Annotated in this window: 22 protein-coding genes; 9 read left to right on the top strand and 13 right to left on the bottom strand. The window is 65.5% G+C overall.

Annotation, left to right across the window (positions count from 1 at the left end):
* Window positions 1-52 precede the first annotated feature (52 nt).
* The gene (locus tag JEY66_RS18105; protein ID WP_018272421.1) at window positions 53-1,237 is read left to right on the top strand and encodes an acyltransferase family protein; all 1,185 of its coding nucleotides are present in this window, start codon (window positions 53-55) and stop codon (window positions 1,235-1,237) included.
* On the opposite strand, the gene JEY66_RS18100 is transcribed toward JEY66_RS18105, so the two are convergent.
* Both JEY66_RS18100 and JEY66_RS18095 read right to left on the bottom strand, forming a co-directional pair.
* Window positions 1,238-4,318, bottom strand: coding sequence for an efflux RND transporter permease subunit (locus tag JEY66_RS18100; protein WP_018272422.1), 3,081 nt, complete (start codon window positions 4,316-4,318; stop codon window positions 1,238-1,240).
* A gap of 28 nt (window positions 4,319-4,346) precedes the next feature.
* Window positions 4,347-5,462, bottom strand: coding sequence for an efflux RND transporter periplasmic adaptor subunit (locus JEY66_RS18095; protein ID WP_016843465.1), 1,116 nt, complete (start codon window positions 5,460-5,462; stop codon window positions 4,347-4,349).
* Window positions 5,463-5,621: 159 nt separating this feature from the next.
* On the opposite strand from JEY66_RS18095, the gene soxR reads away from it, so the two are divergent.
* Together soxR and JEY66_RS18085 are read left to right on the top strand one after the other, a co-directional pair.
* Complete coding sequence (soxR, locus tag JEY66_RS18090; protein WP_016843464.1) at window positions 5,622-6,098, top strand: redox-sensitive transcriptional activator SoxR; 477 nt, start codon at window positions 5,622-5,624, stop codon at window positions 6,096-6,098.
* A gap of 107 nt (window positions 6,099-6,205) precedes the next feature.
* Window positions 6,206-6,466: a GlsB/YeaQ/YmgE family stress response membrane protein gene (locus JEY66_RS18085; RefSeq protein ID WP_016843463.1), complete on the top strand. Its 261-nt coding sequence runs from the start codon at window positions 6,206-6,208 to the stop codon at window positions 6,464-6,466.
* Between the two features lie 100 nt (window positions 6,467-6,566).
* On the opposite strand, the gene purL is transcribed toward JEY66_RS18085, so the two are convergent.
* Window positions 6,567-8,798, bottom strand: coding sequence for a phosphoribosylformylglycinamidine synthase subunit PurL (gene purL / locus JEY66_RS18080; RefSeq protein ID WP_018272423.1), 2,232 nt, complete (start codon window positions 8,796-8,798; stop codon window positions 6,567-6,569).
* A 184-nt stretch (window positions 8,799-8,982) separates the two neighbouring features.
* Between purL and JEY66_RS18075 the strand changes: the two genes are divergently transcribed.
* The 3 genes from JEY66_RS18075 to JEY66_RS18065 all read left to right on the top strand — a co-directional run bounded on the left by JEY66_RS18075 (window position 8,983) and on the right by JEY66_RS18065 (window position 13,172).
* Window positions 8,983-9,462 (top strand): PaaI family thioesterase, encoded by a 480-nt coding sequence (locus tag JEY66_RS18075; RefSeq protein WP_016843460.1) that lies wholly within the window; start codon window positions 8,983-8,985, stop codon window positions 9,460-9,462.
* Window positions 9,463-9,713: 251 nt separating this feature from the next.
* A complete protein-coding gene (locus JEY66_RS18070; RefSeq protein WP_016843459.1) occupies window positions 9,714-11,948 on the top strand; it encodes an alkaline phosphatase family protein in 2,235 nt (744 codons plus the stop codon).
* Window positions 11,949-12,248: 300 nt separating this feature from the next.
* A complete protein-coding gene (locus JEY66_RS18065) occupies window positions 12,249-13,172 on the top strand; it encodes a DMT family transporter (protein WP_016843458.1) in 924 nt (307 codons plus the stop codon).
* A 186-nt stretch (window positions 13,173-13,358) separates the two neighbouring features.
* Here the strand turns inward: JEY66_RS18065 and JEY66_RS18060 are convergent, their stop codons facing one another.
* The 4 genes from JEY66_RS18060 to purC are packed head-to-tail and all read right to left on the bottom strand — an operon-like array spanning window position 13,359 to window position 16,063.
* On the bottom strand, window positions 13,359-14,321 hold the full coding sequence (locus JEY66_RS18060) for a tripartite tricarboxylate transporter substrate-binding protein (protein WP_018272424.1): 963 nt from the start codon (window positions 14,319-14,321) through the stop codon (window positions 13,359-13,361).
* 5 nt (window positions 14,322-14,326) lie between these two features.
* Window positions 14,327-15,028 carry a phosphoribosylformylglycinamidine synthase subunit PurQ gene (purQ, locus tag JEY66_RS18055; RefSeq protein WP_018272425.1) on the bottom strand — a complete coding sequence of 234 codons (702 nt, stop codon included), beginning with the start codon at window positions 15,026-15,028 and terminating at the stop codon, window positions 14,327-14,329.
* 12 nt (window positions 15,029-15,040) lie between these two features.
* A complete protein-coding gene (gene purS / locus JEY66_RS18050) occupies window positions 15,041-15,280 on the bottom strand; it encodes a phosphoribosylformylglycinamidine synthase subunit PurS (RefSeq protein ID WP_026192985.1) in 240 nt (79 codons plus the stop codon).
* A gap of 15 nt (window positions 15,281-15,295) precedes the next feature.
* Entirely contained in the window at window positions 15,296-16,063 is a 768-nt protein-coding gene (gene purC, locus JEY66_RS18045; protein WP_016843454.1) for a phosphoribosylaminoimidazolesuccinocarboxamide synthase, read from the bottom strand.
* Between the two features lie 349 nt (window positions 16,064-16,412).
* Between purC and JEY66_RS18040 the strand changes: the two genes are divergently transcribed.
* Window positions 16,413-16,736, top strand: a complete 324-nt coding sequence (locus JEY66_RS18040) for a DUF1476 domain-containing protein (protein ID WP_016843453.1) — start codon at window positions 16,413-16,415, stop codon at window positions 16,734-16,736.
* Between the two features lie 28 nt (window positions 16,737-16,764).
* On the opposite strand, the gene JEY66_RS18035 is transcribed toward JEY66_RS18040, so the two are convergent.
* Window positions 16,765-17,709 carry a LysR family transcriptional regulator gene (locus JEY66_RS18035; RefSeq protein WP_016843452.1) on the bottom strand — a complete coding sequence of 315 codons (945 nt, stop codon included), beginning with the start codon at window positions 17,707-17,709 and terminating at the stop codon, window positions 16,765-16,767.
* 113 nt (window positions 17,710-17,822) lie between these two features.
* On the opposite strand from JEY66_RS18035, the gene JEY66_RS18030 reads away from it, so the two are divergent.
* Window positions 17,823-18,635 (top strand): isocitrate lyase/PEP mutase family protein, encoded by an 813-nt coding sequence (locus JEY66_RS18030; RefSeq protein WP_018272426.1) that lies wholly within the window; start codon window positions 17,823-17,825, stop codon window positions 18,633-18,635.
* A gap of 195 nt (window positions 18,636-18,830) precedes the next feature.
* Window positions 18,831-20,261, top strand: coding sequence for an adenylosuccinate lyase (gene purB / locus JEY66_RS18025; RefSeq protein ID WP_026192986.1), 1,431 nt, complete (start codon window positions 18,831-18,833; stop codon window positions 20,259-20,261).
* A 147-nt stretch (window positions 20,262-20,408) separates the two neighbouring features.
* Here the strand turns inward: purB and cynS are convergent, their stop codons facing one another.
* The 5 genes from cynS to JEY66_RS18000 form a co-directional block, all read right to left on the bottom strand.
* Complete coding sequence (cynS, locus tag JEY66_RS18020; protein ID WP_016843442.1) at window positions 20,409-20,897, bottom strand: cyanase; 489 nt, start codon at window positions 20,895-20,897, stop codon at window positions 20,409-20,411.
* 19 nt (window positions 20,898-20,916) lie between these two features.
* Complete coding sequence (locus JEY66_RS18015; protein ID WP_018272427.1) at window positions 20,917-21,828, bottom strand: ABC transporter ATP-binding protein; 912 nt, start codon at window positions 21,826-21,828, stop codon at window positions 20,917-20,919.
* A 2-nt stretch (window positions 21,829-21,830) separates the two neighbouring features.
* Window positions 21,831-22,670 (bottom strand): nitrate ABC transporter permease, encoded by an 840-nt coding sequence (gene ntrB / locus JEY66_RS18010; protein ID WP_018272428.1) that lies wholly within the window; start codon window positions 22,668-22,670, stop codon window positions 21,831-21,833.
* Between the two features lie 160 nt (window positions 22,671-22,830).
* Window positions 22,831-24,222, bottom strand: a complete 1,392-nt coding sequence (locus JEY66_RS18005) for a CmpA/NrtA family ABC transporter substrate-binding protein (protein WP_026192987.1) — start codon at window positions 24,220-24,222, stop codon at window positions 22,831-22,833.
* Window positions 24,223-24,328: 106 nt separating this feature from the next.
* Window positions 24,329-25,207: a sulfurtransferase gene (locus tag JEY66_RS18000; protein ID WP_018272430.1), complete on the bottom strand. Its 879-nt coding sequence runs from the start codon at window positions 25,205-25,207 to the stop codon at window positions 24,329-24,331.
* Window positions 25,208-25,306: the final 99 nt, after the last annotated feature.

Genomic DNA, 25,306 nt, shown 5'->3' with positions numbered 1-25,306 from the left:
TGAATCAGGTTCCCGATTGCAACATCAGGCTGCAGACCCGGCTGGTGGCACCATGAAATCGATTGCTCACGCGGCTCCGGCCGTCGACATCCAGGCAGCACCGAAGCTCCACAAGCGCAATGTCGCGCTGGACCGCGCGCGCACCTTCCTGACCCTGGTCGTGCTGCTGCACCACGCGGTGATCCCCTACACCTATTTCGGGCACACCGATCCCACATCGTGGATCGGCTTCGACTGCGTGGTGCTCGCCACCGACAGCTTCTTCATGGCGATGTTCTTTTTCCTGTCGGGGCTGTTCGTCTGGCCGGGGCTTGGCAACAAGCCATGGCTGATCTTCCTGCGCGACCGGCTGCTGCGGCTCGGCCTGCCGTTCGTGATCTGCGCGGTCAGCGTGATTCCGCTCGCCTATTACGCGATCGCGCTGCGTCAGACGCCGGGGCTGACCTTGTCCGAGTTCTGGTGGAAAACCATGACGGTCGGACCATGGCCGAGCGGTCCGATCTGGTTCGTCTATGTCCTGATGGCCTTCGACCTCACCGCTAGTCTGCTGTACCGGGTGTCGCCGCGTCTGCTCGATCCGATCAACCGTCTGTCGATCAAGGGTTTTCAACGTCCCTCGAAGTTCTGGCTGTTCCTCGTCATCGTCAGTGCCGCCGCCTACCTGCCGATGCTGATCCATTACGGCCAGAACTACTGGTTCGAGTTCGGACCGTTTTCGGTGCAGGCGAGCCGCGTGCTGCTGTATGCGTCCTATTTCTTCATCGGCGCGGGAATCGGGGCGGCGAACCTCGAGGGCGGCCTGCTCAGCGCGCATGGACGGCTGACCGAAAGGCGCTGGTTCTGGACCGGCATCACGCTGATCCCCTACTGTTTGATGTGGGTGATGATCTACATCAAGCGCATGATCATCGGTAACCCCGATCCGTTGCCCGGCTGGTATCTCGGGATCTACGGCAGCTTCTATGTGCTGTTCAGCGCCTCGATCCTGTTCGCGATCCTGGCCTACTTCCTGCAATCGAAATCGTCGGGGCCGACGCTGCTCGACCGCATGCAGGGCGACGCCTACGGCATGTTCCTGGTGCACTATCCGATCGTGCTGTGGCTGCAATACTGGCTGTTCGATATGGAGCTGCCGGCGTTCGCCAAGGCCGCGATCGCCTTCTTGGCCACCGTGGCGCTGAGCTGGGCGGTCACGGCCGTGCTGCGCAAGATTCCCGGCTCGAGATACGTGCTCTAATCACGCCGCGATCTCACCCCTCGCCGCCACGCTTTCCAGCCGTGGGGCGGCCGCGGCGCGATGGTCGCGGGCGATCAGGATGTAGAAGGTCGGCAGCACGAACAGCGTGAACATCGTGCCGATCAGCATGCCCATCACCACCACGATGCCGATGGCGAAGCGGCTCGCCGCGCCGGCGCCGTCGGCATAGAGCAGCGGCGCGAGGCCCGCGACCATTGCGGCTGTCGTCATCAGCACCGGCCGCATCCGCACCGCGGCCGCCTTCTGGATCGCGGCGACCCGGTCGAGCCCTTCATGATGCTGGATCTCGTTGGCGAAGCTCACCATCAGGATGCCGTGCTTGGAGATCAGCCCGATCAGGGTGACGAGGCCGATCTGGGTGTAGATGTTCAGCGTGGTGAAGCCGAAATACAGCGGCAGCAGCGCGCCGCAGACCGCGAGCGGCACCGTCACCATGATCACCAGCGGATCGCGAAAACTCTCGAACTGCGCCGCCAGCACCAGGAAGATCACGATCAGCGCCATGCCGAAGGTGACGATCAGACGGTTGCCCTCCTGCACATATTGCCGGCTGTCCGACAGCCAGTCGACGGTCATGCCCGGCGACAGCTTCTGCACCTGCATGAACGACACCGCCTGCCCCATGGTCACGCCGGGCTTGAGCACCGCCGAGATCGTCGCCGCGTTCATCTGATTGAACTGCGGCAGCCGGTTCGGCTCCGGCTTGACGTTGACCTTGATCACCGTCGACAGCGGGAACATCTGCCCCGAACTCGAGCGGACGTTGAAGTTTCCGAGCCCTTCGGGCGTGACCCGGTCGGCCTGGCGCACCTGCGGGATCACCTCGTAGGAGCGTTCGAAGAAATTGAAGCGGTTGACATAGTTCTCGCCGACCAGCACCGCGAGCGTCTCGGCGATGGTCTGCATGCTGACACCGGCCTCGGCCGCCTTGGCGTGGTCGATGGTGATCCGCGCGGTCGGGCTGTCGAAGGCGAGATCGCTGTCGACGAAGGCGAACAGCCCGCTCTTCCATGCAGCCTGCTTCAGCGTCTCGACCTCCCGATAGATGGTGGCGAAATCGCCGGCCGAGCGCACCACCATCTGGAACGGCAGGCCGCCGGTCGCCGCCGGCAGCGCTGCCGGCTGGAACGGCGTCACGCTGGCGCCGAGCACGCCGTAGGACATGCCGTAGAGTTGGTTCTGGATGTCGTTGGCCGAGCGCTTGCGCTTGTCCCAATCGGTCAGGGTGATGCCGCCGAAGGCGTGGTTCTGCCCGTCGGTACCGTTGATGAACCAACTCGCGTGATATTCGGGAAACGAGCGAAACAGCTTCTCGATCTGGTCGGAGGAGCGCGTGGTGTAGTCGACGCTGGCATATTGCGGCGCGCGAAGCACGGTGAACACATAGCCCTGGTCCTCGGAGGGCGCTAGCTCGCGCTGGCTGCCGAGGAACAGCACCACGATCGCCGCCAGCACGCCGAATGCCACCAGCAGCACTGCAGCGCGCATCTTGAGCGTCGCGGCCAGCAGCCGGCCGTAGCCGCGCGACAGCTTTGAGAACTGATGCTCGACGAAGCGGGCAAACCGGCCGTGCGAAGTGGCTTCGCCGAGCAGCTGCGCGCTCATCATCGGCGACAAGGTCAGGGCGATGACGCCCGAGACCACCACCGCGCCCGCCAGCGTGAAGGCGAATTCGCGGAACAGGCTGCCGGTCAGGCCGCCCATCAGGCCGATCGGCGCATAGACCGCGGCGAGCGTGATCGTCATCGCGATCACGGGACCGATGATCTCGCGTGCGCCGATCAGGGCCGCGTCGCCGGGGCTCCGCCCTTCCTCGATGTGACGATGAATGTTCTCCACGACGACGATGGCATCGTCGACCACGAGCCCGATCGCCAGCACCATCGCGAGCAGGGTCAGGAGATTGATCGAGAAGCCGAGCGCCAGCATCATCGCGGCGGTGCCGACCAGCGACAACGGCACGGTGACGACCGGGATCAGCACGGAGCGGAACGAGCCCAGGAACAGCAGGATCACCACCACCACGATCGCGATCGCCTCGGCCAGCGAATGCTGCACCTCCGATATCGAGGCCTTGACGAAGTGCACGATGTTGAAGACGTCGGCGACCTTCAAACCGGGCGGTGCCACGCGGTTGAGGTCCTCGATCACCTTGGCGGTGGCGGCGACGATCTCCAAGGGGTTGCCGTCGGGGGTCGGCTGCACCGCGATGTAGACGGTGGGCCTGCCGCTGTCGCGCGCATTGGAATCGTAATTCTCGCCGCCGATCTCGAGCGTCGCGACGTCGCCGAGCCGCACCAGGCCCCCGCCGCCGGCGCCGGTCTTGATCACCATCTTGCGGAAATCGTCGAGATTGCGCAGATCGGTCGCCGCGGTGATGTTGGTGACGGTCATCTCGCCGCGCAACCGTCCCGGCGCCGCCTGCACGTTGTTGGACCGCAGCGCGGCGGAGATATCGGCCGCGGTCAGCCCGCGCGCCGCGAGCTTGAACGGATCGATCCACACCCGCATCGCCAGCGACGATCCGCCCGAGGTGTCGGCCGACGCGACGCCGGGCACCGAGGTGAGCAGCGGCTGCGCCACGCGGGTCGCGAAGTCGGTAATCTGCGCCGGCGTCAGCGTGTCGCTGGTGAAGGCGATGTACTGCACCGCGGACGCGCCGTCGGTGATCTTGGTGATGACAGGGTCGAACACGCCGGCCGGCATCCGGTACTTGACCTGCTGCACCTTGGCGAGCACCTCGGTCATGGCGCGGTCGGCATTGGCGTTGAGCACCAGCTTGGCTTTGATCTGGCTGAGGCCGAGCGTCGAGTTCGAGGTCATGTACTCGATGCCGTTGGCAGTCGCGATCGATTGCGCGATGACGGACGTCACGAAGCCCTGCATGACGTCCTGGGTCGCGCCGGGGAACGAGACGTCGACCTGGATCGTCGCGCTCTCCATGCTGGGATATTGCCGCACCGGCAGCGAGACCATGGCCGCGGTGCCGATCAACAGGATCAGAAGGCTCACGACCGTCGCCAGAATCGGCCGGCGGATGAAGATGTCGGTGAAATGCATATTGATTCCTCGGGCGCCGCTCGCGGGGCTAGCGTCCCTTCTCCGGCGTCTCCGCCATGGTCGTCTGGACGGCCGCGCCTGGCATGACGCGGAGCTGGCCCGCGGTGACGACGTGATCGCCGGGTGCAAGGCCCTGCTCCACCACGACACGCTCGCCGATCCGTTGCCCGGTCTTGACGGCGACGCCGACCGCCTTGTTGTCGCGCACGACAAGCACGCTCTCGCCGGATGCGCTGGTCTGGATCGCGGTGACCGGCACCACGATGGCGTCCGGCTGCGGCGGCAGCACGACGTTCACCATCACGAAGAGGCCCGGCCGCAGCAGCCGGTCGGGATTGGAAAACAGGGCTTGCACGAGGACATTGCGGGTGTCCTCGGCGACCTGCGGCTCGATGGCGTTGATCTTGGCCTCGAACACCCGATCGGGGAAAGCGTCGGTACGGATCGTCACCGCGCCTCCCACCTTCAGATTTGACAGGCGCTGCTGCGGAACGGTGAAATTGGCATAGAGCTGGTCGAGCGCGGTCAGCGTCGCGAGCGCATCGCCGGCATTGACGTATTGGCCGAGATTGACCTTGCGCAGTCCGACCTGGCCCGCGAACGGCGCGCGGATCGTCATCTGCGCGATCTGCGCATCGAGCTGGTCGAGCGAGGCGTCGGCCTGCTTCAGGTCTTCCTGCCGCTGCTGCAGCGTCTCCTGGGTCACGAAGCCGGACGGCGCGAGGCCCTGCGAGCGCTTCTCCTGCAGCTGTGCAAAGCGTCCCTTGGAGACCGCGACTGTGCGCGCGGCGCGCAGCGGCGCGTCATAGAGCTGCACCAGCGGCGCGCCCTCGGCGACATCGGTGCCGGCATCGAAATTGATCGCGGTGACGCGGCCGGCAACCTCCGGCGCCAGAATCACCTGCCGTACCGCCTGCAGCGAGCCGATCGCCTCGATCGACCGCGGCAAGGTTTCGGCCCGCACCACCATCGCCGCCACCGGCGTCGGCGGCGCTTCGGCGGTGGCCTTGGCCGAGGCGCTGGATCCGCCTGCGCGCCAGGCAAACAAGCCGGCCGCGGCACAGACGAGCAACAGAACGGCAATGCCGAACGGCTTGGCACGAAGCCCGAGCCAGCGGCGCGACGACAATGATGCGGACGGCATATCGCTTCCAAGAACGAACCCCGGCGTGTCGGCCGGAAGCTTGCCCCTGCAAGCCCGCAACTGATATAGAACCTCAAGTATGGTTGAGGTCAAGGCTGGCAGCTTGCAAGTCTTCTAATGCACGACTTCCAATACAGGACTTCTAATCCAGGATTTGCAATGACGCTTGCGCAGGAGCTTTCAGTTGGCGAGGTGGCGCGGCGCAGCGGACTTGCCGTCTCCACCCTTCACTTCTACGAGAGCAAAGGGCTGATCGCGAGCCGGCGCACCGGCGGCAACCAGCGCCGCTACATGCGCGGCGTGCTGCGGCGGATCGCGGTGATCAGGATCGCGCAGCGCGCCGGGATCCCGCTGGACGAGATCAGGCAGACCTTCGCCGCGATCCCGCTCGATCGCGCGCCGACCGTGCGCGAATGGGAGCGCGCGATGCGCGCCTGGACCGAGACGCTGGAGCAGCGCATCAACGATCTCACCGACCTCCGCGACAAGCTGTTCAACTGCATCGGCTGCGGCTGCCTGTCGGTGACCGACTGCCCGCTGCGCAATTGCGACGACAAGCTCGGCGCCCAGGGGCCGGGCCCGCGCATCCTGATCACCGCGGCCGAACGCCGGGCGCGACGCAAGCGGCAGGGCTGACGGCATTTTCGCGGCCGACAAGTTGCGCACAACCTGCCTTTGGTCACATCCCGCCAGGTGATTCTCGGGTATGCTGGCCGGACTGCTTGACCCTAGGGAGTCCTGAGATGAACGACCCACAAGTTGGATGGATCGCCGCCATCATCGTCGGCGGGCTGGCGGGCTGGCTCGCCGAGATGTTCATGAAGTCCGGAACCGGCATCTTCATGAACATCATCCTCGGCATCGTCGGCGCCGCGCTGGCGAACTGGCTGTTGGGTCTGCTCGGCGTGTCGCTCGGCGGAGGCTGGCTCAGCTATCTCGTCGCCGGCTTCATCGGCGCCTGCATCATCATCTTTGCCTGGCGCGCGGTCCGCGGCGCGACGTAAGGCCTGATCCGGATCATGCCCGGAAAAGAAATAGCGCGATGAAGGGTTCATCGCGCCATTGAGATCTTTGCTATGCGCCGCAGCGCCCGATTCGCTCGGATCAGGCGGCGGTACCGCGCATATAGTTCGGCAGCCAGTGCTCGAAGGCGCGCGACAGGCTCTCGATCGATACCTGCGCCTCGCCGGCGACGGCGATCGCATCTCCGCCGGTGGTGCCGATGCGCGCGCAGGGCACGCCGGCACCCTTCATCTTGGCCAGCACGAGGCCTGCGTCGGCGGCTGGCACGGTGACGACGTAGCGGGCCTGATCCTCGCCGTACCAATAGGCATGCGGCACGATCGAGGACGGCGCGGCCAGCAGCTGCGCGCCGATGCCGCTCGCGATCGCCATCTCGGCGAGCGCGATCAAAAGACCGCCGTCGGAGACGTCGTGCACCGCGGTCGCGGTGCCGGCATGGATCATGCCGCGCACCACGTCGCCATTGCGCTTCTCGGCAGCGAGATCGACCGGTGGCGGAGCGCCCTCCTCGCGGCCGCAGACGTCGCGCAGATAGACCGACTGGCCGAGCCAGCCCTGGGTTTCGCCAACCAGGAGGATCGCCTCGCCCGCCGTCTTGAATGCCAGGGTCGCGGACTTGGTGAAGTCGTCGAGCAGGCCGACGCCGCCGATCGAAGGCGTCGGCAGGATGCCGCGGCCGTTGGTCTCGTTGTAGAGCGAGACGTTGCCGGACACGACCGGGAAATCCAGCGTGCGGCAGGCCTCCGAAATGCCCTTCAGGCAGCCGACGAACTGGCCCATGATCTCGGGCCGTTCAGGATTGCCGAAGTTGAGATTGTCGGTAATCGCGAGCGGCCGGCCGCCGACCGCGGTGATGTTGCGCCAGGCTTCCGCCACCGCCTGCTTGCCGCCCTCGAACGGATCGGCCTCGCAATAGCGCGGCGTGACGTCGACGGTGAGCGCAAGGCCCTTCGGCCCGTCCTCGACGCGAACCACCGCGGCATCGCCGCCGGGGCGCTGCATGGTATTGCCGAGAATGACGTGGTCGTACTGCTCCCACACCCAGCGCTTCGAGCACAATTCGGGCGTGCCGATCAGCTTTTCCAGCGCGTCCGCGATGCCGAGCGGCGGCTTGACGTCCTGGCCGCGGATCACCGGCAGCGCATTCGAGGCGACGTGTGGACGGTCATAGACCGGCGCCTCGTCACCGAGCTCCTTGATCGGCAGGTCGGCCATCACGTCGCCGGCATGCTTGACGACGAAGCGCTTGGTCGGCGTGGTGTAGCCGACGATAGCGAAATCGAGCCCCCATTTGCGGAAGATCGCCTCGGCCTCTTTTTCCTTCTCGGGCTTGAGCACCATGAGCATGCGCTCCTGGCTCTCCGAGAGCATCATCTCGTAGGCGCTCATGCCGGTCTCGCGGGTCGGCACCGCGCTGAGGTCGAGCTCGACGCCGAGATCGCCCTTGGCGCCCATCTCGACCGCCGAGCAGGTCAGGCCCGCCGCGCCCATGTCCTGGATCGCGATCACGCAACCCTTTTCCATGATCTCGAGGCAGGCTTCCAGCAAGAGCTTCTCGGCGAAGGGATCGCCGACCTGCACGGTCGGCCGCTTCTCCTCTGAGGCGTCGTCGAATTCGGCCGAGGCCATCGAGGCGCCGTGAATGCCGTCTCGCCCGGTCTTGGAGCCGAGATAGACGATCGGCATGTTCACGCCGGAGGCCGCCGCGTAGAAGATCTTGTCGGCGTCGGCGAGGCCGACCGCCATCGCGTTGACCAGGATATTGCCGTCGTAGCGGGTGTGGAAACGCACCTGGCCGCCGACCGTCGGCACGCCGAAGGAATTGCCGTAGCCGCCGACGCCCGCGACCACGCCGGACACCAGATGCCGGGTCTTGGGGTGCTCTGGCGCACCGAAGCTCAGCGCGTTCAGGCAGGCGATCGGGCGCGCGCCCATGGTGAAGACGTCGCGCAGGATGCCGCCGACGCCGGTGGTCGCGCCCTGGTAGGGCTCGATGTAGCTCGGGTGGTTGTGGCTCTCCATCTTGAAGACCACGGCCTGCCCGTCGCCGATGTCGATCACGCCGGCATTCTCGCCGGGGCCCTGGATCACCCAGGGGGCCTTGGTCGGCAGCCCGCGCAGATGGATGCGCGACGATTTGTACGAGCAATGCTCGTTCCACATCGCCGAGAAGATGCCGAGCTCGGTGAAGGTCGGAACCCTCCCGATCAGCTTCAGGATGCGCTCGTACTCGTCCGGCTTCAGCCCGTGGGCGGCGACGAGTTCGGGGGTGATTTGGGGCTCGTTCCTGGGGTCGTTCTTGGGCGCGTTCATGGGACCCTTAATAGGTAGATCGAACGGGGGCGAAAAGGCCTTTTAGGGCCCATTTCCGGCCTGTCCAGAGCTTTGCGGCAGCTGGCCGCGGCCCGGGATTTGCACTTGGATTTACATCCGGATTTGCACAACGGGGATGGATCGGATTTAAGGACCCGAACCCGATAATTGAAGGCCATATTTCGTGAACGAGCTCGCCAAAACCGCATTCAACCGCCGCCCCGACCTGCACGTCGAAACCGAGGGCGAATTCGCCGGCTGGCGAACCTGGACCCGGGACAATTTCGAGACCCATACCGGGCCGTTCTACCACCGCATGGACGAGAACGGCCGCATCACCTGCGCGTTCCGGGTCGGCAAGAAGCACCTCAACGGCTCCGGTAACGTCCATGGCGGCTGCTTCATGACCTTCGCCGATTACTGCCTGTTCGCGCTCGCCGGCTCGGTGCTCCAGGGCCCCGGCGTCACGGTATCGTTCGCCTCGGAATTCCTCGACGCCGCCCGCGAGGGCGATCTGATCGAGTGCACCGGCGAGGTCACCCGTGCCGGCATGTCGCTGATCTTCGTGCGGGGCATGCTGACATCGGCGGAGCGGCCGCTGTTCTCCTTCTCCGGCACCATCAAGCGGGTGAAGCGCAGGGCGGCGCCGCAGGCAACGGCGTAAAGCGTGTGACGTCTGTGGACGCACGCCGTCGTCCAGCTGTTACATCGGCACAAATTTGAATCGAAAGCGCGGCCGTAGCGCGTTGTGTTCACGCACGTTCTTCGCGTGAGGCAATACGAACTGCCGTTGTGACGCATCGACGCACTGTCGTTGCGTCGTCGCGCGCGCGTCACATGCGCGTCAGGCAAGCCCTCGAAGATTGCTGAACGGTTTCCGTTTGTGCGTTCGCGCAGCGATGTTGGGGCATCCTCATGAAATTGAAGACTTTCGTTTCCGTCACATCGGCGATGTCGCTTGTCGCGTCGCTGGCATGGACTGCAACTGCGGCACGCGCCGGTCAAGACGGCGACAATGGCGATCGTGGCTTCGGCGATTCTCGCGGTCACGATGCCGATCAGGATCAGGACCATGACGGTGGTCATCATGGCCGCAAGCCGCGCGTGGTGATGATCTCGCTCGACGGTGCCAAGCCAGATTTCATCCAGAAATTCATCGAGGAAGGCGTGCTGCCGCGCGACGGCGGCCTCGCCCGGCTCAGCCGGCGCGGCGCGGTGGCGTTGCAGAACGTGACGGCGTCACCGTCGCTCACCGCGGTGTCGCATATCGCGATCGCGACCGGTTCGACGGCGGTCCACAACGACATCCCCTCGAACACGTTCGAGCCGATCGTCGGGCCGATCTCCGGCAGCATCAGCGGCTTTGCGGCGCCGATCGGCGGCTACAGCGAGAACCCGCTCGGGCCATCGCCGCATCCGACGGCGGTGCCGTTGTGGGTGCAGCTGCGCCAGCAGGGCAAGAAGGTTGTCACGGCGACCTGGCCCGGCGGCGACGGCGCCGACATCTCCATCAACAAGACCGTGGTGCAGCCGGCCCAGCCGACCCGCATCACCGACTTCACGGTCCCGTTCGGCGCGTTCGGCGGCATCGGGGCCCAGGGCTTCTCGCTGTCGCGAGGCGACTTCACGGCCGACCCGAGCATCGTGGCGGCGCTGCAGGCTGCCGGCCATTTCTCATTCAGCCCGGTGCTGGTGACCTCGGCACCGATCGAGACGTTCTCCTGCTCCGCCGCGGCAACCGCGACCTGCACCAACGCCTCGACGCTCGACATCAAATATTCGATCCGCGTGGCCGCGATCGACACCACCAACGATCGCAAGGTGAACTACGACACGCTGGTGTTCTTCGATGCCAACCGCGGCATCACCGCAGGCCCGTTCCACGCGCCGTCGACCGGGCCGGCCTATGTCAAGTTTGGCGGCGAGAACGCACCGTTCTTCTTCGAAGGCAGCGGGGCGAAGGTTGGTGCCGCGTACTTCGTCTCTGCGCTGTCTCCCGATCTCTCGATAGTACGCTTCGCCCGCTACGGCGCCAACTACATCCCGCGCAACACGCCGGTTCTCGCCGACGTCGACGACATCAACAACAACATCGGGTTCTGGCGTCCGCAGGCCGACTTCCGCATTCCGGAGCGCCTGAGCCCGGGCTTCACCAATTTCCCCGACGTCGAGATCGAGACGATGTTCGAGGACATGGTGAAGACCTTCGTGCGCTACCAGGCCAATATCGGCGAGCGCGCGATCAAGACCCATCCGGACGCCGACCTCGTCATGGTCTATATCGAGCAGCCCGACGGCTCCGAGCACCAGTTCCTGCTCACCGATCCCCGCCAGGGCACCAACCCGACCGACCCGAATTCGATCGGCGCCAACCAGGATGCCGCCAAGGTCAAGCGCTACGCGTCCTACATCCGTTTCGCCTACCAGACGGCCGACAGAGCGGTGAAGCAGATCGCCGACGCGGCGGGCCGCGACAGCAACGTGATCGTGGTGTCGGACCACGGCTTCGCGCCGTTCCACACCTCGGTCAATCTCACCAACATCCTGCGCAACGCCGGTATCGACACCAGCAAGGTCGGGATCCGCACGTCCGGCCCCGCCGCCGACATCTACATCAACCTGCAGAACCGCGAGCTCAGCGGCACCGTCGATCTCGCGACCTACCGCACACTGGTGGCGCAGATCACGGACGCGGTGAAGAACGCGGTCGACCCCAATGCCCGCTTCAACTACTCACTCAAGGACCAGCGCATCTTCACCGTCGTCGAGACCCGGCCGCTGCAATGCGACGCCGGAACCGGACAATGCATCAGCAAGACCATCGGCCAGGACTATGGCGACGTGTTCGCGCTGATGGCGCCCGGCTACAATTTCGACGGCATCCAGAACCCCGGCGTCGCGCGCCAGGGCGACGCGCCGTTCAACGCGGCAACCACCATGCTGTCGATGCCGAACTTCTATGGCGCCCACGGTCACGACCCCGAGCTTCCGGTGATGAGCGCGACGTTCATCGCCGCGGGGCCGCAGATCCGCAAGGACACCGTGGTCCGGCACATGCGCAATATCGACGTGGCGCCGACCATCATGCGGATCCTCGGCTCGGCACCGCATCAGGTCGACGGTGAGGTGCTGGGCCAGGTCCTGCGCTAGGATTTAAATTCCGCGCGACGGACGCCAGACCGCGTCCGTCGCTTTTTCCAGCTTGCACAAATCCGGCTCGGGATTGCGCGCCTGATCCGTCGCCCCTAGCCTTTCGTCCCATCGCCAAGCTACATTCGCTCCATCGCGCGCCAATGCGCGAAGGGAGCCAATCAAGGTGCCGCAGAGCACAGTCAGAGAATCATCCGGAAAAGTTCGAAGCGGCTTTCTCTCGCGACAAACGCGGAACGCGTTGACGCGGAGATCATGCTCAGACCAAGAGCCAGGACGGGCGTGACGGCTCCCGCGAGAATGCCCGCTCCGTCGGCGCCGGGCGCGCGCGGCTGGCGCGACTATGCGCTGCTGCTGGCGCTGGCCTGCTGCTGGAGCTCCACCTACCCGCTGACCAAGATCGGGCTCGGCTCGATCCCGCCGGTCACCTTCATTTCCGCGCGCTCGCTGGTGGCGGCCGCCTTCCTGCTCATCGTGCTGCGCGTTCGCGGCATCCGCATCCCGACCGACATCAAGGCCTGGAAGCTGTTCGCCTTCCAGCAGACCATCAACTCCACGATCCCTTTTTTGGTGATCACCTGGGCGCAGCTCTACGTACCGGCGTCCAACACCGTGGTGCTGGCCTCGACGACGCCGATCTTCGCCTTCCTGATCACCTGGGCGATCACGCGGCACGAGCCGGCCTCGCTGCTCAAGCTGCTCGGCGCGATCCTCGGCCTCGCCGGCACGGTCGCGATCATCGGCCTCGACGCGCTCTCGGGCTTCGGCAAGGAGATCTTCGCCGAGATCGCGATCCTGCTCGCCACCGTCTCGTTCGCCTGCGCCACGATCTTCGGACTTCGGCTGTCGGATTACGATCCGATGGTGGTCGCCGCGGGCTCGCTGTTGTTCGGCGGCACCGTGCTGCTGCCGGTCGCCCTGATCGTCGACCATCCCTGGACCCTGCACCCGACGCCGCAAGCGCTGGTCGCCACCGTCGTGATGGGCATCTTCTCCAGCGCGTTCGGCCTGATGCTGTTCTACATGTGCCTGACGCGGCTCGGCACGCTGACGACGAATGCGCAAGGTTATCTTCGCATTCCGATCGGCGTCGCGCTGTCGGTGATCCTGCTCGGGGAATCCGTGCCGTCGAATCTCGCGCTCGGCCTGTTGCTTGTCATGGCCGGCGTCGCCGCGATGACGGTGCCCGCCGAAGCGGTCAAGCGCTGGCTGCGCAAGCTGTAGAAGCGGGTACTTGTACACAGCCCGTCGACGTCATTGGGAGGAGCGACAGCGACGAAGCAATCCATATCTCCACTTGCGGAACGATGGATTGCTTCGCTCCGCTCGCAATGACGAGTCACATACATCTATCGCAGCTCAAGCCGACAGCCGCTTCTGCTGCGCGCGTCCGGCCGCGCCGCGAAGCCGCTACTTCTTGTCGTCCGCCAGCAGCGTGCGGTATTTCGCGACGTCACGAGTCACCAGCTGCTGCAGCACCTCGGGCGCGAGCTCATTGGCGTCGGGCGCGACGGTCGACAGGTCGGCGAAGCGCTTCTTCACCGCCTCGCTCGCGACCGCGGCGCGCGCGGCGGCGTTGAGCTTGGCGATGATCTCGGGCGGAGTGCCCCTCGGCGCGAACAGCCCGTTCCAGCCTTGCGCCTCGAACTCGGGCAGTCCGGCCTCGGCCGAGGTCGGCAGTTCGGGCAACGACGCAAGGCGTACCGTCGAGCCGACCACGACCGCTTTCACCAGTCTGTCGTCGATCGCCTGCGACACCGAGGCCGCGGCATCGCAGACGCCGTCGATCTGGCTGCCGATCGCATCCGTCAGCGCAAGCGCCGCGCCGCGATAGCCGACCAATTGCACGTCGATGCCGGCGGCATGAACAAAACTCTTGCAGATCAGGTAATTCGAGGAGCCGACGCCGGCATGGCCGAGATTGACCTTGCCCGGATTCTTCCTGGCGTAGTCGATGAATTCCTTGAGATCCTTGGCCGGAAAATCCTTGCGCAGCGCGACGATGCCGAAGGTCTTGGCGACCACGGCGACCGGCGCGAAGGAGTCAGGCGTGAACGGCAGCTTCGGATAGATCGTGTAGGTCGCGGCGTTGGTGCCGGCATTGCCGATCGCGATAGTGTAGCCGTCCGGCTCGGCGCGCGCCGCGCGAGCGAGTGCGGTCGAGCCGCCGGCGCCGCCGACATTCTCGATGATGATGGTCTGGCCGAGCGCAGCGCCCATCTGGTCGGCGACTGCGCGGGCGATGACGTCGGAGGTGCCGCCTGCCGCGAACGGCACGATCATCGTGATCGGACGCTTCGGGAAGTCCTGGGCGTAGGCCGACGTCGCAAGCACAAGCGCCGCAGCCGCGGCAACGCACCACCGCCGCAGCATGATCGTTACGCCGCCTTTTCGAACTGCTGGACCAGCCCTGCGAACAGGCCGCGGCCGTCGGTGCAGCCCATGATCTCTTCGACGTGGTTTTCCGGATGCGGCATCATGCCGAGCACGTTGCCGCGCTCGTTGACGATGCCGGCGATCGAATGCGCGGCGCCGTTCAGATTGGAGGCCTCGTCGACCACGCCCTCCGGCGAGCAGTAGCGGTAGAGCACCCGCCCGTCGCCTTCGAGCCGCTTCAGGGTCTCTTCGTCCGCCTCGTAATTGCCTTCGCCGTGCGCCACCGGCACGCGGATCACCTGGCCGGCATTGTAGCCGTGGGTGAACGGGGTGTCGGAGCGCTCGACGCGCATATGCACGTCGCGGCAGATGAACTTCAGCCCGGCATTGCGCATCAGCACGCCCGGCAACAGCCCGGACTCGCAGAGGATCTGGAAGCCGTTGCAGACGCCGAGCACGAGCCCGCCCGAGGCTGCGAAGTCGCGCACCGCGTCCATCACGGGCGCACGCGCCGCGATCGCGCCGCAGCGCAGATAGTCGCCATACGAGAAGCCGCCCGGCACCACCACGAGGTCGGTGCCTTTGGGCAGCGCGGTCTCGGCATGCCAGACCATCGCGGTCTCATTGCCGGATGCGAGCTTGAGCGCGCGCGCCATGTCGCGCTCGCGGTTGATGCCGGGGAAGACGAGGACGGCTGATTTCATGTGCGATGCGGCCTAGAGCAGTTCGACCCGATAGTTCTCGATCACGGTATTCGCCAACAGCTTGTCGGCGGCGGCCTTCAGCGCCGCCTCCGCCTTGGCCTTGTCGGTCGCGGCGAGCTCGATGTCGAACACCTTGCCCTGGCGAACGCTGGCGACGCCGTCGACGCCGAGCGATTTCAGCGCGCCCTCGATCGCCTTGCCCTGCGGATCGAGGATGCCCGACTTCAATGTTACAGTCACACGTGCCTTCACGGTCGCCCCTTCAGCTTAGCTCTTCACCAGCACCGGGCCGCTGCCGGCCGGCCGCTCGTTCTCGATCAAAATGCCGAGCCGTTTTGCCACTTCGGTGTAGGCTTCAAGCAAGCCACCCAAATCACGGCGGAAACGGTCCTTGTCGAGCTTCTCGTTCGACTTGATGTCCCACAGCCGGCACGAGTCCGGCGAGATCTCGTCGGCAACGATGATCCGCATCATCTCGTTCTCGAACAGCCGCCCGCACTCCATCTTGAAGTCGACGAGGCGGATGCCGATGCCGAGGAAGAGGCCGGTCAGGAAGTCGTTGACGCGGATCGCCAGCGCCATGATGTCGTCGATCTCCTGGGGCGTCGCCCAGCCGAAGGCGGTGATGTGCTCTTCCGACACCATGGGGTCGTTGAGCTGGTCGTTCTTGTAATAGAACTCGATGATCGAGCGCGGCAGCTGGGTGCCCTCCTCGATCCCGAGCCGCTGCGACAGCGAGCCGGCGGCGACGTTCCGCACCACCACCTCGAGCGGCACGATCTCGACCTCGCGAATCAGCTGCTCGCGCATGTTGAGGCGGCGGATGAAGTGGGTCGGCACCCCGATGTCGTTGAGGTGCTGAAACAGGTACTCCGAAATCCGGTTGTTGAGGACGCCCTTGCCCTCGATCACCTGGTGTTTCTTGGCGTTGAACGCGGTCGCGTCGTCCTTGAAGTGCTGGATCAGGGTTCCCGGCTCGGGGCCTTCGTAAAGCACCTTGGCCTTGCCTTCATAAATACGGCGTCGACGGCTCATTGGGATGTACCGTGTTTTGTTGAAATCCATGGATTTGGGTGCTCCGGATGACTTGGGGTTACGACCCACGACGGAGCTGCCGCGGAGGCCTGGAACCTGGGTAATCCAACTGGAAACAGAACAAGAACCATGCCTGTTGGCAACCTATCCGATTGGCTCATCCGGCACAATCGATAGTGCCCCCTCGAGGGCACTTATACCGCCCAATCATAAGGGGCCGATTCCGCCAGTTTTGCCTGCGGCTTAACGGCTCGTTGTCTTGCCGATTCCTCCTACCTATCTAGGCAGGCATCGGGGCTGCCGCAACGCGCGGCGGCCCTCATTCAGCAAGGGAATTGGAACTTCAGCCATGAGCGAATTCAACAAGCGCGAGGAAGGTTTCGAGAAGAAGTTCGCCCTCGACGAGGAGCAGAAGTTCAAGGCTGAAGCCCGCCGGAACAAGCTGCTCGGCCTGTGGGCCGCCGAGAAGCTCGGCATCACAGGCGATGCCGCCAGCGCCTATGCCAAGGAAGTGGTCGCCGCCGACTTCGAGGAAGCCGGCGACAATGACGTGCTGCACAAGGTTCTGAAGGACCTCACCGCCAAGGGCCAGGCCGTCACCGAGCGCGATATCCGCGCCAAGATGGACGAGCTGCTGGCGGTGGCCGCGGCGCAGGTGAAGGCGGGAAGCTGAGTTCCCGGGACACGGGCCAACTCGGCTTTTACGCGCGCCGGACACCGTTCCGGCGCGACGTGTTTGTGCCCCTCGTCTTGGTGAAGTCGGCACGGAGGACGTCGAGCAGACGGCGTGAGGCGGCGCTGAGGAAGCCGCCGTGCCGCGTCACGGCGACGACCTCGTGACTTGCAGCGAGATCGCCGACGCGGATCGTCGCGATCCTGCAGCTACCCAATTCCTCCGCCGCATTGCTTTGTGACAGCAGCGCGATCCCGAGCCCGGCCTCGACCAGGCGCTTCTGCGCCGTCAGGCTGTCGACCGGCGTCCAGTCGACCTCGCCGAGCCCGTGCGTCAGGAACAGGGCGAAGACGTGCGAGGCGGTGATTTCGCGGCGTCCCGGCACCTCGGGAAATGCGATCCACCGCTCATCCCTGAGATCGGCAAGCTTGCCGACCCGGCGTCCCGCCAGCGGATGGTCCGGCGCGCAGACCACCCCGAGCGGCTCGGCAAACAGCACCTCGCAATCGAGGTCGCGCGAGCGGTCGCGGTCGTAACGCAACCCGATCGTCGCCTCGCCGCGCCGGATCAGGTCGCTGACCTCGGCGCTGGTCGCGGTGCGCAGCGTCAGCGCAACGTCCGGATGCCGGTGGGCAAAGCGCTTCAACACGTTCGAGAGCCGCTCGCCGGCGAGCGTGCCGGTCACCGCCAGCGCCACCGGGCCGGAATTGTCACGCAGCAGCGCGCGCACGGCGTTCTCGGCATCCTGCGCCGCCGCCACCGCCCGTTCGGCATAGGGCACCATCACCCGCCCGGCATCGCTCAGCCGCGTCTTGCCCGCGATCCGCTCGAACAGGGGCACCCCGAGCTCCTGCTCGAGCAGCGCGATGCGCCGGGAAATCGCCGGCTGCGAGCGATGCAGCGCCTTGGCGGCATGCGAGATCCCGCCGCGCCGATGCACCACCAGGAACGTGTTGAGCGCGTCGCTGTCCATGCCGAACCCTTATGCAAAAAGCTGATGATATCGAGAGAAATAACAAATTTGTCTGATGGGCGAAACCGCCCTATCGCTGCTGCCAGTCGCTTTTGACAACAGCAGGAGTTCACATGCGCACCCAGGCGGACAAGGCAGCACGGTTTCGCGAGCTGCATCAGCGGCCCGGCGCCTTCATCATTCCAAATCCGTGGGACGCCGGGACGGCGAAGCTGCTCGCATCCATGGGCTTCGAGGCGCTGGCGACCACCAGCCTCGGGCTCGCCAACACGCTCGGCCGTTCGACCGTCAGCCTCGACGAGATCATCGAGAATTGCCGGGTGATCGCCGAGGCCACCGACCTGCCCGTCAACGCCGATCTGGAGAATTGCGGCGCCGACATGCCGAAGCTCGCGGCCGAGGCGATCCGGTTCGCCGCTGAAGCCGGCGCGGTCGGCGGCTCGATCGAGGATTCGACCGGCGACCCGCAGCGCCCGATCTACGATTTCACGCTCGCCGTCGAGCGGGTGCAGGCCGCGGTCGAGGCCGCGCGGGCGCTGCCCTTCCCGTTCACGCTGACGGCGCGGGCGGAGAACTTCCTGCACGGCCGCAAGGATCTCGACGACACCATCAAGCGGCTGCAGGCGTTCGAGGCCGCCGGCGCCGACGTGGTGTATTCGCCGGGCCTCTACGATCTCGCCACCATCAAGGCCGTGGTGTCGTCGGTCAAGAAGCCGTTCAACCTGGTGATGGGCTTTGCCGATCCGACCCTGACGGTCGAGCAGCTGTCGGCCGCCGGGGTCAAGCGCATCAGCGTCGGCGGCGCGATGCAGCGCCACGCGCTGGCTGCGTTCCTGCGCTGTGCCCGCGAGATGAAGGACAACGGCGCGTTCAGCTTCGTCCGCGACATGGCGCCGGTGAAGGAGGTCCGCGCCGCGTTCAACTGATCGCCCCCTCATCGCGAGGTGTGCCGCCGGCCACCGCGGCGCATGCCTGCGCGCCCCGGATTGCCCGAGGCGGCGCCTTCTGGAATCTGGTATGCTGGCGCCGGCACCGCAAGCCCGGCCGGGGCGTTACCAGACCTGACGATTCATCGCAGGTCGCGGCTTGCAGCCAGCCTCAGGCAATGCCAAGAGAGCGGGATGTCCCAAGATCACATTTCCAACGTCCTCGCCGAACGTTACGCCTCGCCCGCCATGCGCGCCATCTGGAGTGGCGAAGGCAAGGTCCGCCTCGAACGCGACTACTGGATCGCCGTGCTGAAGGCCCAGCGCGATCTCGGCATCGCGGTGCCGGATGGCGTGATCGAAAGCTACGAGCGCGTCAAGGACCAGATCAACCTGGCTTCCATCATGAAGCGGGAGCGCGTCACCCGCCACGACGTCAAGGCCCGCATCGAGGAGTTCTGCGAACTCGCCGGTCACGAGCACCTGCACAAGGGCATGACCAGCCGCGACCTCACCGAGAACGTCGAGCAATTGCAGGTCTACCGCGCGCTGCAGCTCATCGAGACCAAGAGCGTCGCCGCCCTCATCCGCTTTGCCACGCGCGCGAAGCAATTGCGCGACATCCCGTTCACCGCGCGCACCCACAATGTCGCCGCGCAGGTCACGACGCTCGGCAAGCGCATCGCCATGTCCGGTGAGGAGATGCTGCTGGCGCATCAGAGCCTGGTCAACGTGCTGCAAACCTATCCCGCGCGCGGCCTGAAGGGCGCGGTGGGCACCCGTCTCGACCAGATCACCCTGTTCAACGGCGATGCCGGCAAGGCGCGCGCGCTCGAGCAACGCGTCCTCGTTCACCTCGGCCTGCCGAAGGTGCTCGATGCCGTCGGCCAGGTCTATCCGCGCAGCCTCGACTTCCGTGCGGTCAGCGTGCTCACCGAGCTCGCCAGCGGCCCCGGCAATTTCGCCAAGACCATCCGCCTGATGGCAGGCCACGAACTCGCCAGCGAAGGTTTCGCCAAGGGCCAGGTCGGCTCCTCGGCGATGCCGCACAAGATGAACAGCCGCTCCTGCGAGCGCATCAACGGCCTGCATGTGATCCTGAAGGGCTATCTGGCGATGGCCGCAGGCCTTGCCGGCGATCAGTGGAACGAAGGCGACGTCTCCTGCTCGGTCGTCCGCCGCGTCATGCTGCCCGATGCCTTCCTCGCCATGGATGGCCTGCTCGAAACCCTGCTCACGGTGCTTGACCAGATGGAGGTGTTCGAAGCCGTCGTCGAGACCGAGCTCAACCGCTATCTGCCCTTCCTGCTGACCACCACGGTGATGATGGAAGCGGTCAAGAAGGGCGCGGGCCGTGAAGGCGCCCACGAGGCGATCAAGGAGCATGCCGTCGCAGCCATCGGCGACCTGCGCACCGGCAAGATCGTGCAGAACGATCTGCTGCAACGCCTCGCCGCCGACAAGCGTCTCGGCTTGAGCGAAGCCGAGTTGCAGCACGTGCTCGACCAGGGCCGCGCCAACTCCGGCGACGCCGGTGCCCAGGTCGATTTCTTCGCCGAGCAGGTCGAGGCTCTGGCCAAGGCCAAGCCCGAGGCGGCGCGCTACAACCCGGGCACGATCCTGTGAGGTCGGGGCGCGGTCGAGGAGCAAGAAGCGTGAAGCGTTCCCGTCATTCCGGGATGGTCCGAAGGACCAGACCCGGAATCTCGAGATTCCGGATCGCCGCTCCTCGTCGTCCGGAATGACGCTGCCGTCGCTTACGCGACGCTAGCGTCACTCTTCTTTGAAGCCGTATTCCGGCACGTTGCCGCTGGCGCCGTAATATTTGTACGGCAGGAACTTGCCGCTCATGGTGATCTTGACCCGGTCGCCCTTCGGATTGGCGACGCGCTCCAGCGCCATGTCGAAGTCGATCGCCGACATGATGCCGTCGCCGAATTCCTCTTCGATCAGGGCCTTCCAGGCCGGGCCGTTGACCATCACCATCTCGTAGAAGCGGTAGATCAAGGGATCGGTCGGCGGCATCGGCGTGCCGGTACCGCGCATCGGCACCTCGTTGAGCATCGCGATCTCGGCCTTCGACAGCCCGAACAATTCGCCGGCGTTCGCCGCCTGCGGCTTCGTCAGTTTCATCTGGCCGAGGATCGCGCCCGTGATCAGCACCTCGGAATAGCCGCCGATCTTCTCGCAGATGTATTTCCAGCTCCAGCCCTTCTCGCGCTTGATGTCGAGCAGCTTCTCGGTGAGGTTTTCGCGTTTCATCAGGTTTCCTCCTCAGGCTTCAGCGCGCAGCGCTCTGCGCGGGATTGGGTTCGACGACGCGCGGCGGCGAGACGATCACGGGCTCGCCGACGCCGGGCCGCACCGTCGGCACGCGGCGCGGATCGTGACCGGTCACCTCGGCGGCAAAGCTCTTGCTGCGGCTGACCAGGAAATCGACGATATGGTTGCGCAGCGCATAGTAATAGGGATGCCGGTGCAGGTCGATGCGGCCGCGCTCCTTCGGCAGTGGGTTCTCGACGATCTCGGCCAGCACCGCGCCGGGACCGTTGGTCATCAGGAAGATCTTGTCGGCGAGGAAGATCGCCTCGTCGACGTCATGGGTGATCATGAAGGTGGTCTGCCCGGTCTCCAGGCAGATCCGCCGCACCTCGTCCTGCAGCGTGCCGCGGGTCAGCGCATCCAGCGCCGAGAACGGCTCGTCCATCAGCATGATCTTCGGGGTGATCGACAGCGCCCGCGCGATGCCGACGCGCTGTTTCATGCCGCCGGAGAGCTCGGACGGATGCTTGTGCTCGGAGCCGGTGAGCCCGACGAGATCGATGAACTTCTGCGCGTGCGCCTTCACCCGCGCGCGATCCCATTTGCGCCATTTCGAGCTGACGGCATAGGCGACGTTGCCGAGCACCGTGCGCCACGGCAGCAGCGCATGGCTTTGGAAGATCACGGCGCGGTCGAGGCTGGTGCCCTCGATCCCCTGGCCGTCGACGATGACAGTCCCCTCGCTCGGCTCGTCGAGGCCGGCGAGGATGTTCAGCACCGTGGTCTTGCCGCAGCCGGAATGGCCGATCACGCAGCCGAACTCGCCGCGCGCCATCGACAGCCAGAAATTCTCGAACACCGTGGTGGTGCCGCCGCCGGCGCCGGGATAGCGCCGCGCGATGCCCTCGATCGAGATGAACTTGTCGATCATCGCTACTCCGGAAACGTCACCATGCGGGTGAACCGCGCCAGCACCTGGTCGAGCAGCATGCCGACTAGGCCGATCAAGAGGATCGCGATGATCACATTGGTGATCGACAGGTTATTCCACTCATTCCAGACGAAGTAGCCGATGCCGGTGCCACCGACGAGCATCTCGGCGGCGACGATCACGAGCCAGGCGATCCCGATCGAGATCCGCATGCCCGTCAGGATCGTCGGCGCCGCCGCCGGCAGGATCACGGTGAAGGCGCGCCTGATGGTGCCGACCTCGAGCGTGCGCGCGACGTTGATCCACTCCTTGCGCACGCCGGCGACCCCGAACGCGGTGTTGAGCAGCATCGGCCACACCGAGCAGATGAAGATGACGAAGATCGCGGAGATCGAGGAATCCTTGATCGTGTAGAGCGCGAGCGGCATCCAGGCCAGCGGCGAGATCGGCTTCAGCACCTGGATGAAGGGATCGAGCGCCCTGCTGATCAGGGGCGACATGCCGATCATGAAGCCGAGCGGAATCGCGACGACGACCGCGATCAGATAGCCGAGCCCGACGCGCCCGATCGAATAGGCGAGCTGGATGCCGAGCCCCTTGTCGTTCGGGCCATTGTCGTAGAACGGCCGCTTCAGATGCTCCCACAGCTTGGCGCCGACATCGAGCGGCCCGGGCATCGCGGACTTGCCCTGCGTCGCGGTCAGCCCCATCAGCCTGGCGTATTCGGGGCTCATGGCCGCCGTCGTGCCGCTGCTGCGGGTGGCGAGGTGCCAGGCGCCGAGGAAGGCGGCAAGCAGCGCGATCGAGACGATGGCGGCACGGAGACGGAGGGACAGCGTCATGTGGCGAGTTCCATCACCACGTCGTCCCGCCGAAAGCCGGGACCCATACGCCGCGGCCCCAGCTTGAGGCACGCGGGGAGACGCCGTGCCCAATCACTGGCTGTTGTGGTTATGGGTCCCGGCCTTCGCCGGGACGACGTGGAAAGGCCGGCGCGCCCCCTCACGACGATTTCCTGATCTTGAAGCTCGCGAGATAATCGTCGGGCTTGGCCGGATCGAAGCTCTTGCCCATCACCGAGAATGACTTGTACGAGGTGGCGGGTGGCGCGAGCCCCATCTCGGCCATCACCTTCTTGGTATCTGTGGCGAGATAGACCTGCTCGGCGACCGCCTTGTAGTCGACGTCGCCCTTGATCTGGCCCCAGCGCTTCATCTGCGTCAGCATCCACACCGCAAAGGACTGCCAGGGGAACGGATCGAAATCGACGCGCTTCGGATCGGTTTTCACGCCACCGAGCCCGTCGGCGTAGGTGCCGGTCAGCACCTGCTCCAGCACCGTCACCGGCGCGTTGATGTAATTGGCCGGCGCAATCGCTTCCGCGATCTGCTTGCGGTTCTCGGCCTTCGCCGCATAACCGGTGGCATCCACGATCGCGCGGGTCAGCGCCGCGAAGGAATTCGGCGCCGTCGTGATGAACTCGCGGCTGGCGGCGAAGCTGCAGCAGGGATGGCCGTCCCAGATCTCCTTGGAGAGGATGTGCAGGAAGCCGACCCCGTCATAGATCGCGCGCTGGCAGATATTGTCGGGCGCGAGGAAGCCGTCGATGTTGTCGGCACGCAGATTGGCGACCATCTCCGGCGGCGGCACCGAGCGGAGCTGCACGTCGGTATCCGGATCGAGCCCGTGCTCGGCGAGGTAATAGCGCAGCAGATAATTGTGCATGGAGTAGTCGAACGGAATGGCGAACTTCATGCCCTTCCAGTCCTTCGGATCGCGCCTGTCCTTGTGCTTCGTCGCCAGCGTGATGCCCTGCCCGTTGATGTTCTCGATCGCAGGGACCGTGAACGGTATGGCGTTGGCGCCAAGGCCGAGCGAGATCGCGAGCGGCATCGGCGCCAGCATGTGGGCGGCGTCGTATTCCTTGTTGATGGTCTTGTCGCGAATGACCGCCCAGCCGGCGGTCTTCACCACCTCGACGTTGAGGCCCTGCTTGGCATAGAAGCCGAGCGGCGCCGCCATGATAATCGGGGTCGCGCAGGTGATCGGGATGAAGCCGACCTTGAGGTCCTTCTTCTCCGGCGGTCCGGCGTCGGCGAACGCCTCCGTCGCCGTCTTCAGCGGGAAGAACTGCGACAGCGCGGCGAGCGCCGTCGCGGCGCCAACCGATTTCAGGAAAGCGCGGCGCGCGACATCCCGCGGAAACACCGCCCGCATCACCGCCGACGCGACGATGCCTTCGTAGCGCTTCTGTTCGCTGAGATCGGCGACCGGCTCGCAGCGCAGCGTGCGCGCGGCCTGCTCATGCTCGGCGGCTGAGCGATGCCAGCCGCAGGCGCAGCCCGATCGCGTGAGCACGCGGTCGGCGTCGAAGGGATCATCTGAGGTGGACATGCTGCGCCCCATTGTCGCACCGAAACGCAGAGAGCTCCGCGATCCGGTTCATTGATTGGTGTCCGGCCGCGTTTTGCGCCGCCGGACACCAACAAACATGCAGGTTCTATGCCGCCTTGCCGGTGACGACGGGCGCGGTCGGCAAGCCCTCGTCGATCGGCAGCGACGGGTCGCGCGACCACTCGTTCCAGGAGCCGAAGTACATCCGCACGTCCTTCACGCCGGCGTTCTTCAGCGCCAGGAAGGTGTTCGAGGCGCGTGCCCCCTTGAAGCAGTAGAGATAGACCGGCGTGGTCTGCGAGATGCCGACGGTGGCGCACTCCGCCAGGATCTCGTCCTTCGACTTGAAGCGCGGGCCCTCCGCGGTCGGCTTCATCATGCGGTACCATTCCAGCCACACCGCACCGGGGATGCGGCCCTTGCGCGGGCAGAAATCCTTGCCGTAGGGCGAGGAGCTTTCGCCGATCCACTCGTCGACGTCGCGCACGTCGAGGATCGCAACGCCGGGCTTGCCGACCGCCGCCAGCATCGCCTTGGCGTCGATCATGATGTCGCCGGCCTCCGGCACGATCGCAAAGGAGGCCTTCGCCGGCGCCGCAACGTCGGTGGTCACCGGCAGGTCGGCCGCCTTCCAGGCATCGAAGCCGCCATGCAGCACCTTCACCATGGGATAGCCCAGCATCGTCAGAAGATAGTAGCCGCGGCAGGATTGGCCGAAGCCGGAATTCATCGACTGCTCGTAGATCACGGCGGTCTCCTTGCCGGAAAGACCGGCGGCACCGAACGCATCCGCGAACTTGGTCTTCAGCTCGTGGATGCCTTCCGGCGTCGAGGTCGCAAGGAACGTGAAGATGTCGTGCACATTGACGGCGCCGGGCAAATGGCCGGCCGCATAGGAATCCGGATTCCGCGTGTCGATGATGACACACGGGTCTTTCTTGACGAGCTCGGCAAGTTCGCCGGCGGTGATCAGAACGTCCGTCATGGCAGCCTCTCCTGTCTATGGTTGCAGTTGTGGTGGTCCCGAACTTGTTTGAGCATGATCTCCGCGCAGACGCGTTCCGCGTTTGTCGCGAGGGAAAAC

Source organism: Bradyrhizobium elkanii USDA 76, assembly GCF_023278185.1.
GTDB classification, from domain to species: Bacteria; Pseudomonadota; Alphaproteobacteria; order Rhizobiales; family Xanthobacteraceae; genus Bradyrhizobium; species Bradyrhizobium elkanii.
The sequence above is the reverse complement of the archived record's forward strand: the minus strand, read 5'-3'. Positions and strand labels throughout refer to the sequence as shown.